Here is an 8914-nt window from a genome sequence, read left to right as displayed (position 1 = left end):
GCGTGCCGCTGCCGCCGCTGCAGGCCAGCCGGGCGCCGATGGGCAGCCTGCCGCACCGGCCCAGCCGGCGGCCCCGGCCGCCACGCCCAAGCCGTAATGGCGTAATTAAGCGATATGAACATGGTGAAGGGCCGGTCTATTCACTGGCCCTTCACAAACCCCCTCCCTATAGATGGGAAATGCGATCGAACACCTGGCGCTCGCGGCGCTTCGCTTTTCTCGTTCTTTCCCTGCTCGCCACCACGGCGCCGGCCGGCATTCCGGCTGCGGCGCAGGCCAGAGCCGCCACGGCGGCGACGGCCGTGGACAACACGGCGCAGAACTGGCTCTACGTTGGCAGCGACGTGCCGCAGGACAAGGAATGGATCTTTGGCCGCCTGCCCAATGGCCTGCGCTATGCCGTGCGCCACAATGGCGTCCCGCCCGATCAGGTTTCGGTGCGCGTGCTGGTCGATGCCGGATCGTTTTATGAAACCGATGCCCAGCAGGGCTTTGCCCACCTTATCGAACACCTCACGTTCCGCGATTCCAAGTATCTCAAATCGGGTGAGGCGATCCCCACCTGGCAGCGCCTGGGCGCCACGTTCGGCAGCGATACCAATGCCGAAACCAGCGGCACACAAACCGTTTACAAGCTCGACCTGCCCGATGCCACGCCGGCCAAGCTGGATGAAACCTTCAAGCTGCTGTCGGGCATGATCGCCGCGCCGATCTTCACGCCGCAGGGGGTGAAAACCGAAGTGCCGATCGTGCTGGCCGAAATGCGCGAGCGTTCCGGCCCGCAGACCCGCGTGATGGACGCCACGCGCGAGTTGTTCTTTGCCGGCCAGCCGGCCGCCACGCGTTCGCCGATCGGCAAGGTCGAAACGCTGCAGGCGGCCACGCCCGAAAGCATCAAGGCCTTCCATGACAAGTGGTATCGCCCTGACAACACGATCATCGTGGTGGCCGGTGATGCCGATCCCCAGGCGATGCTGGCGCAGATCACCAAGTGGTTCGGCCCGTGGACCGGCAATGGCCCCAAGCCCGCACCGGTCGATTTCGGCAAGCCGGTGGCGCCCAAGGGGGCCAATCCCGCCAATCCCGTCGATGGTGCCCGCGTGGTGGTGGAACCCAGCGCGCCGATGCAGTTCAACTATGCCGTGGTGCGGCCGTGGAAGCGCCATGCCGATACCATCGCCTATAACCAGGGGCTGATGATCGACCGCCTGGCCATGGCGCTGATCAACCGCCGCCTGGCCGTGCGTGCGCGCGCCGGTGGCAGTTTCCTGTCGGCCTCGATCGACCAGCAGAACTATGCCCGTTCGGCCGATACCACGCTGGTTTCGGTCACGCCGCTGGGTGATGACTGGAAGGCCGCCGTGGCCGATGTGCGCTCGGTGATCGACGATGCGCTGGCCTCGCCGCCCTCGCAGGCCGATATCGATCGCGAAGTGGCCGAGTTCGACCTGTCGTTCAAGGTGCCGGTGGAAACCCAGCGCACCCAGGCCGGATCGGACCTGGCCGACGATATCACCCAGGCGGTCGATATCCGCGAGACGGTGGCCAACCCCGAGACGGTCTATACCATCTTCAAGAAGTCGGTGCCGCTGTTCACCCCGCAGGCCGTGCTGGCGCATACCCGCGCGCTGTTCAAGGGCACTGTCGTGCGTGGCATGCTGACCACGCCGCGCGATATCGGCGCGACGGCGGCCGATGTGCGCGCCGCGCTCATCGCCAAGCCGGTGCCAACCGGCAGCGTCCGCCTGCCGACCGACAAGCTGACCTTTGCCCAGTTGCCGCCGATCGGCACGCCGGGCACCGTCGCCCAGGCGCAGCCCACCGGCGTGCTCGGGATCGAGCGGCTTACCCTGTCGAACGGGGTCAAGGCGCTGCTCTGGGCCAATGATGCCGAACCGGGGCGGATCATCATCCGCATTCGCTTTGGCGGTGGCCTGGCCGCGATCGCGCCCAAGGATGCGGTCTATGCCTCGCTCGGCGATATGGCGCTGATGGAAACCGGCTTTGGCAAGGTGGACCGCAACGCGCTGGATGAACTGGCCACGGGCCGCAAGTTCAACCTCAATTTCAAGCTCGACGATACCGCGTTCGAGTTTTCGGCCGACACCCGCCCGTCCGATCTCAAGGACCAGCTCTACCTCTTTGCCGCCAAGCTGGCCGAGCCGCGCTGGGATACCAACCCGATCCTGCGCGCAGTGGCAGCGGCCAAGCTGCAATATGCTGCCAGTGGCTCTTCGCCCCAGGCGGTGTTGCAGCGGGACATGGGCTGGCTGCTCAAGGACAAGGACCCGCGCTACAAGGTGCCCGATCCGGCCGCGCTCGATACCGTGACGCCAGCCGACTTCCGCCGCGTGTGGGAACCCCTGCTGGCGCAGGGGCCGATCGAGGTGGACATGTTCGGCGATTTCACGCGGCAGCAGGCGCTCGATGCGCTCAACACCACGTTCGGCGCGCTGCCGGCCCGCACCGCGGCCAATCCGCCGCCGCTCGATCCGCATCTGCCCGCGCACAACGAAACCCCGGTGGTGCTCACCCACACAGGCGATTCCAATACCGCCGCCGCCATGGTGGCCTGGCCCACCGGTGGCGGGCGCACCGGCGTGCACGAATCGCGCCAGCTCGAAATCCTGGCGCAGATCGTCAACAACCGCCTGTTCGACGAGATGCGCGAAAAGATCGGCGCATCCTATGCCCCGCAGGTCGAATCCGTCTGGCCGATGGATCTGCCCTCGGGCGGTTATCTTGGCGCGACGGTGCAACTGCGTCCGCAGGATCTGCCCGCGTTCTTTACCGCGACGGACAAGATCGCCGCTGATCTGGTTGCCGCGCCGCCCACGCCCGATGAAATCGAGCGCGTGACCGAGCCGCTCAAGCAGCTGATCACCCGCGCCAGCACCGGCAACGCCTTCTATATGTCGCTGCTGGAAGGCGGGGCGCAGGAACCGGGCAAGTTCGACGATATCCGCTCGATCCTGGTAGATTACAGCAAGACCACGCCCCAGGCGATGCAGGCGCTCGCCGCCCGCTATCTCCAGCACGATCGCTCATGGCGCGTCGAAGTCGTCCCCGAAGCCAAGAAATAACGTGCAGGATCCTCCCTCCGCAAAGCGGGGGGAGGTGGCGGCCGCAGGCCGCCGGAGGGGGTGTTTTTCTTCCCCCCACGCAACAAAATGTCGATCACACTATGCGAAAGGCTTTCTTTGCAATCCTGCGCGCGTGCGCCTATGTCCGCCGGTCTTGAAAGGAATGAGGACAGTGGCACAGAACTGGAATGCAAAGAGCTGGCGGGATCAAGAGGCGCGGCATCTGCCGGTCTATCCCGACGCGGACAAGCTGAACGCGGTGGAAAGCACCCTTGGCAGCTTTCCGCCGCTGGTCTTTGCCGGCGAGGCACGCGCGCTCAAGGCCGATCTGGCCCAGGTGGCGGCGGGCAAGGGTTTTCTGCTCCAGGGCGGGGACTGCGCCGAAAGCTTTGCCGAATTTCATCCCAACAACATCCGCGACACGTTCCGGGTGCTGTTGCAGATGGCCGTGGTCCTCACCTTTGCCAGCAAGCAGCCGGTGGTGAAGGTTGGCCGCATGGCCGGCCAGTTCGCCAAGCCGCGCTCCTCGCCGGTGGAACGCCAGGGTGATGTGGAACTGCCCAGCTATCTGGGTGACAACATCAACGGGATCGATTTCACGCCCGAACAGCGCATCCCCGATCCTGACCGCATGCTGCGCGCCTATAGCCAGGCGGCCGCAACGCTCAACCTGCTGCGCGCCTTTGCCGGCGGCGGCTATGCCAACCTGCGCCAGGTGCACGGCTGGACGCTCGACCATATCGCCAAGAGCCCCTGGGCGACCAAGTTCGGCGAAATGGCCGACAAGATCGGCGAAGCGCTGGACTTCATGGAAGCCTGCGGGGTCAACCCGTCGAATGTCCCGCAGCTGCAGGGCACCAGCTTCTATACCAGCCACGAAGCGCTGCTGCTGCAGTATGAAGAGGCGATGACGCGGCAGGATTCGCTGACCGGTGACTGGTACGATACCAGCGCGCACATGCTGTGGATCGGCGATCGCACCCGCTTCGAAGGTTCGGCGCATGTCGAATTCCTGCGCGGCGTGGGCAACCCGATCGGCATGAAGTGCGGCCCCAGCCTGACGCCCGACGCGCTGCTGCGCATGCTCGACACGCTCAACCCCGCGCGCGAAGCCGGCCGCATCACCCTGATCAGCCGCTACGGCCACGACAAGGTGGAAGCCGGCCTACCCGCGCTGGTGCGCGCGGTGAAGCGCGAAGGGCACCCGGTGGTGTGGAGCTGCGACCCGATGCACGGCAACGTGATCAAGGCCGACAACGGCTACAAGACGCGGCCGTTCGACCGCATCCTGGCCGAAGTGAAGGGCTTCTTCGCCGTGCACCGCGCCGAAGGCACGCACGCGGGCGGCATCCATATCGAGATGACTGGCCGCGATGTGACCGAATGCACCGGCGGCGCCGTGGCGATCACCCAGGAAAGCCTGGCCGACCGCTACCACACCCACTGCGACCCGCGCCTCAATGCCGCGCAGTCGATCGAACTGGCGTTCCTGCTGGCCGAAATGCTCAACCTGGAACACGCCGACAAGAAGGCCGAAGCGGCCTGAGACTACCAAAAAGCCCCCTCCTCTTCAGAGGAGGGGGTTGGGGGTGGTGCAAAGCCGAGCGCTGAGTGCCACTTCCTGGCGAACAGCCTCGCGCACGCCACATTTCCGGGCACAACCCCACGGCGCCACTTCCCCCCGCGCACGCCATCGCGCACAGTGGCAGGCATGAGCCAGCCCAACGCCCAAAAGCCCATGGACCCGCTTGCCCAACGCGCGCTGTTTGCCAGGGCGGTGGACCTGCTCGGCGGGATCAAGGCCGCTGGCCAGGCGATCGGGGAAAGCGAACTGGGCATGGCCGCGCTGCTTTCGGGCGCGGAGCCATTGCATCCGCGCGTGCTGGAGCGGGCGAGCAAGGCCTTGATCGCGCATGCGGACGCCTGCCGCGCGATGGAGCGGCGCATTTCGCCGGCCTTTACTGCCAACCTGACCAACGCGCAGATCGGCAGGGGCTGAAACCCACCGCAGTCTGCGCCCAAGGCGGCCTGGCGGATATAGTATAACGCTGATCGGCGCGGGTTTGTCGTTCGTCGAACGGGTGGGAACCTTTGCTTGACACCATCGCGCCCGCGCGCGTTCGATGCGGCCGCCAAACCGGTTTCGCCTGTAAAGGAATTCACCCTTGCGCTCCGCCCTGTCGCTTGCTGCTGCCGTATCCCTGCTTGCTCTCAACCCCGCGCTGGCCCTGGCCAAGCCTGATGACGCCGCCAAGGCGGACAAGGCCGACAAGGACGCCAGGTCTGACGCGGCGCGCAACGATCCCGATGGCGTGCCCGATCCCGACAGTGCCACCACCACGCGCTTCTTCAAGCCGCGCAAGGTGCTCTCGTCTGGCATGGTGACCGTGGGCGGCCAGAAGATTGACTACACCGCCGAAGCCGGCACCGTGGTGGTACACCAGGCCGATTGGGACGATACCGATTGGCGCGAGACCGCCGCAGCCGGCAAGACCAAGGACGATGCCAAGGACGCCCCGGCCGAAGCCTCGATGTTCTACACCGCCTATTTCAAGAAGGGCGCGCCCTCGGCCGATCGGCCGATCACGTTCCTGTTCAACGGCGGCCCCGGTTCGGCCACGGTCTGGCTGCACATGGGCGCATTCGGCCCGCGCCGGGTGATCACTGCCAACGACAGCCACACTCCGCCCGCGCCTTATAACCTGGTGGACAATGCCTATAGCCTGCTGGACGCATCGGACCTGGTGTTCATCGATGCACCGGGCGCTGGCTGGTCGCGCATTGCCGGCAAGAACAAGGAAAAGGCGTTCTGGGGCGTGGACCAGGATGTCCATGCGTTCCGCGAATTCATCAAGGCGTTCCTGTCGGACCATGGCCGCTGGAATTCGCCCAAGTTCCTGCTGGGCGAAAGCTATGGCACCCCGCGCGCTTCGGCCCTGGTCAACGCGCTGCAATCGGACGATTCGATCGATTTCAACGGGGTTGTCCTGCTTTCGGCGATCCTCAACTTCGATCTTTCGGCCGATGGCCCGGAACACAACCCGGGCGTGGACAGCGCCTATGTGGTGAGCCTGCCGACCGTGGCGGCAACGGCGTGGTATCATAATCGCCTGCCCGGCACGCGCCCGGCCGACCTGGAAACCTTCCTGCGCGAGGTGGAGCACTTTGCCACCACCGACTATGCCATGGCCCTGATGCAAGGCAGCACGCTGCCCGACGCCCAGCGCCAGGACATGGCCAAGCGCCTGGCCGGCTATACCGGCATTCCCGCCGAATACTGGCTGCGCTCCAACCTGCGGCTCAACGTGGGCCAGGTGATGCAGCACCTGCAGGAAGAGCAGGGCCTGACCACCGGCCGCCTCGATTCGCGCTTCTCGGGCCCCACGCTCGACCCCACGGCCAAGGAAGCCGGCTATGACCCGCAGAGCGCGGCGATCAGCTCGGCCTATATCTCGGCGTTCAACGCCTATGCGCGCGACAGCCTGCACTATGCCACGCAGGCGACCTACAAGCCGTTTGCCGGGCTGACCGAATGGGACATGACCCACCGCCTGCCCGATGGCAGCCGGTCGGAAAGCGGCCCGCTCAACGTGATGCCAGACCTGGCCAACGCGATGAAGCAGAACCCGCAGCTCAAGGTGCTGCTGGCCGGCGGCTATTACGATCTCGCCACGCCCTATTTCGAAGGGCTGTTCGAGACGCGCCACCTGCCCATGCCGCAATCGCTGCAGGGCAACATCAGCTTTGCCTATTACCCGTCGGGCCACATGGTCTATGCCAACGAGGCCTCGCTCAAGGGCTTCCACGATGCCACGGCGGCCTTCATTGCCCGCAACAGCGGCAAGCACTGATCCCGTTCAATAGAACGCGGTCACGTTGAACGAACCATAGGTGGTGGATTGCCCCGGCTGCGCATTGGGCGCGGTCTGCATGAAGCCACCTTTGGCCAGATAGACCCCATCGAATTCCAGGCGCAGCCGGCGGGGCACCGCCCAATAGCGCAGCCGGGAATCGAACTGGTGCCCGGCAAACCTGCCGCTGGTGCCCGCCGCATCGCGCACGCCCGAACTGCCAAACATATCGTGCGCATTGGCCAGCCACATCGGGTGCCAGGTCAGCAGATAGTCAAACCGCTTGGACGGCGCGCCTTCCAGCCGCAATCCGGGGGCGATGATATTGGCGCGATAGGGCACGTTATAGAGCCCGGCCGGCGCGAAATCGTTGCGCCGCGTGGCATAGAGCGGATCATAGCGGGTGATCGTGCCGCCCGGCGTATCGCCGGTGGCATAGTCCAGCTCTGCCGTCAGATGCGTTTTGGCCTTGTCGGCAAAGGTATAGCCCACGCGTACGTGCAGGTTGCCGGCGCTGACGGGCAGCAGCGGCGCATTGGGCGCCATGACCATGGCTTCCTCGCCCCACTGGTAATTGCCTTCCAGTTCGTAATCCAGGTGCGCCGGCGCGGGCTCTGCCGCCAGGCGCAGGCTGGAGGTGTTGAGCGAGCGGTCCCGCGTCGGGGTATCGGGCCGGTCGCGTTCGCCAAGGTGCAGCAGTCCGGCCTCGATCAAGGTGACCGGGGCGCCCTTGGCCGAGATCACCTTGCCGACAAAGCCGCCCCACAGCATCAGGTCAAACCCCTCATGGTCCCAGGCAAAGCGGTGGACATGCATGCCGCGCCGGTCCAGCGGCAGGCGCTGGTCGGGCAGGGTGAAGACCAGTGACGCGCGCCATCCGCTGGGCCATTGGGCCTCGGCATGCAGGCCGGTATAGCTGTTGATGGTGTTGCGATAATCGTCGGCCGCGATCAGGCGGCGTGACCCGATGTTGAGCGTTTCGCGCCCCACTCTGACATTGAGCTTGCTGCCCTTGCCGAGGCGGCCGGGCAGGTCCAACCCGACATAGCCTTGCACCAGCTCGAAAGCGTTGATCTCTCCGGTGGTGATCGGCGTGCCGGGATTGTCGTTGAACACGCGCGCGTCCCACAACTCTCCCACCACCTGCCACGGGCCCTTGGTCCACGCGGCCTTGATCGTGGCGCGGGTGTTGATCAGCTGGTCGGTGCGGTTGGCGTTGGGCCGCGCCTGGCCATCGATCGCTTCATAACGCAGGCGGATCTGTCCAGAGATGGCCAGGCCATCGGCCGGCGGTGCCTCTCCTGCCAGCGCCGGCGGGGCGGCTGCCAGGGCCGTTGCGGCAAGCAGGGCAGCGCCCGGCAGGCGGGCACGGTGGCAAATGGCGGGCATCGGCGGTTTCCCTCATGGCATGGCGATGCCACCGGGATTAGCGCCGCGCCCGCCAAGCCGGCGTGAAAGCGGCCTTAAGCGGAACTACGCGCCGTCGAATAGCACCACCGCGCGGGCACCATCGCCACGGCGCAGCGCGGCAAAGCCATCGTTGACCTGATCAAGCGTAATCCGCGCCGTCAGCATGGTGTCGAGCTTGAGCTGCCCACCGAGGTAGAAATCGACCAGGCGCGGCAGGTCGATCGGAAAGCGGTTCATGCCCATCAGCCCGCCTTGCAGCGTCTTGCCCGACAGCAGGTCCATCGCCGAAAGGCCGACCTTGTGATCGAGCGGCATCATGCCCAGGATCGTGGCCGTGCCACCCCGGCGCAAGACCTGCACCGCCAGATCGGCCGAGGCCGGGCGGCCCACGGCCTCGATCGCATGTTCCACGCCGCCGCGCGTCAGTTCCATTATCGCGCCGGCGGCATCGTCGGCACTGGGGTCGATCATGTCGGTCGCGCCCATTTCCTGCGCCAGCGCGCGCTTTTCGGGTGAAGGGTCGGCGGCGATGATGCGGCCGGCCCCGGCAATGCGCGCGGCGTTCACGGC

At 66.0% G+C, this 8914-nt stretch carries 6 protein-coding genes; 4 read left to right on the top strand and 2 right to left on the bottom strand.

The window, feature by feature from the left end; genetic code table 11:
• Positions 1-179: 179 nt before the first annotated feature.
• The 4 genes from H926_RS0117275 to H926_RS28365 all read left to right on the top strand — a co-directional run bounded on the left by H926_RS0117275 (position 180) and on the right by H926_RS28365 (position 6934).
• Complete coding sequence (locus H926_RS0117275; RefSeq protein ID WP_022677434.1) at positions 180-3083, top strand: pitrilysin family protein; 2904 nt, start codon at positions 180-182, stop codon at positions 3081-3083.
• A 172-nt stretch (positions 3084-3255) separates the two neighbouring features.
• On the top strand, positions 3256-4629 hold the full coding sequence (locus H926_RS0117270) for a class II 3-deoxy-7-phosphoheptulonate synthase (RefSeq protein WP_022677433.1): 1374 nt from the start codon (positions 3256-3258) through the stop codon (positions 4627-4629).
• 165 nt (positions 4630-4794) lie between these two features.
• A complete protein-coding gene (locus H926_RS0117265; RefSeq protein ID WP_022677432.1) occupies positions 4795-5082 on the top strand; it encodes a hypothetical protein in 288 nt (95 codons plus the stop codon).
• Positions 5083-5248: 166 nt separating this feature from the next.
• Positions 5249-6934 carry a S10 family peptidase gene (locus H926_RS28365; RefSeq protein WP_022677431.1) on the top strand — a complete coding sequence of 562 codons (1686 nt, stop codon included), beginning with the start codon at positions 5249-5251 and terminating at the stop codon, positions 6932-6934.
• Positions 6935-6940: 6 nt separating this feature from the next.
• Here H926_RS28365 and H926_RS0117255 read toward each other — a convergent pair whose 3' ends face one another.
• Both H926_RS0117255 and H926_RS0117250 read right to left on the bottom strand, forming a co-directional pair.
• On the bottom strand, positions 6941-8323 hold the full coding sequence (locus H926_RS0117255) for an alginate export family protein (protein ID WP_022677430.1): 1383 nt from the start codon (positions 8321-8323) through the stop codon (positions 6941-6943).
• Between the two features lie 84 nt (positions 8324-8407).
• On the bottom strand, positions 8408-8914 hold a 507-nt coding region (locus tag H926_RS0117250; protein WP_022677429.1), incomplete at its 5' end, for a zinc-binding dehydrogenase.

Source organism: Novosphingobium sp. B-7 (genome assembly GCF_000410615.1).
Classification (GTDB): domain Bacteria; phylum Pseudomonadota; class Alphaproteobacteria; order Sphingomonadales; family Sphingomonadaceae; genus Novosphingobium; species Novosphingobium capsulatum.
This window is presented reverse-complemented; position numbering and strand designations above follow the sequence as displayed.

Coding starts and splice junctions, on each gene's coding strand:
- H926_RS0117255 (WP_022677430.1), bottom strand. CDS start 8,323: ATGCCCGCCATTTGCCACCGTGCCCGCCTGCCGGGCGCTGCCCTGCTT.
- H926_RS0117275 (WP_022677434.1), top strand. CDS start 180: ATGCGATCGAACACCTGGCGCTCGCGGCGCTTCGCTTTTCTCGTTCTT.
- H926_RS0117265 (WP_022677432.1), top strand. CDS start 4,795: ATGAGCCAGCCCAACGCCCAAAAGCCCATGGACCCGCTTGCCCAACGC.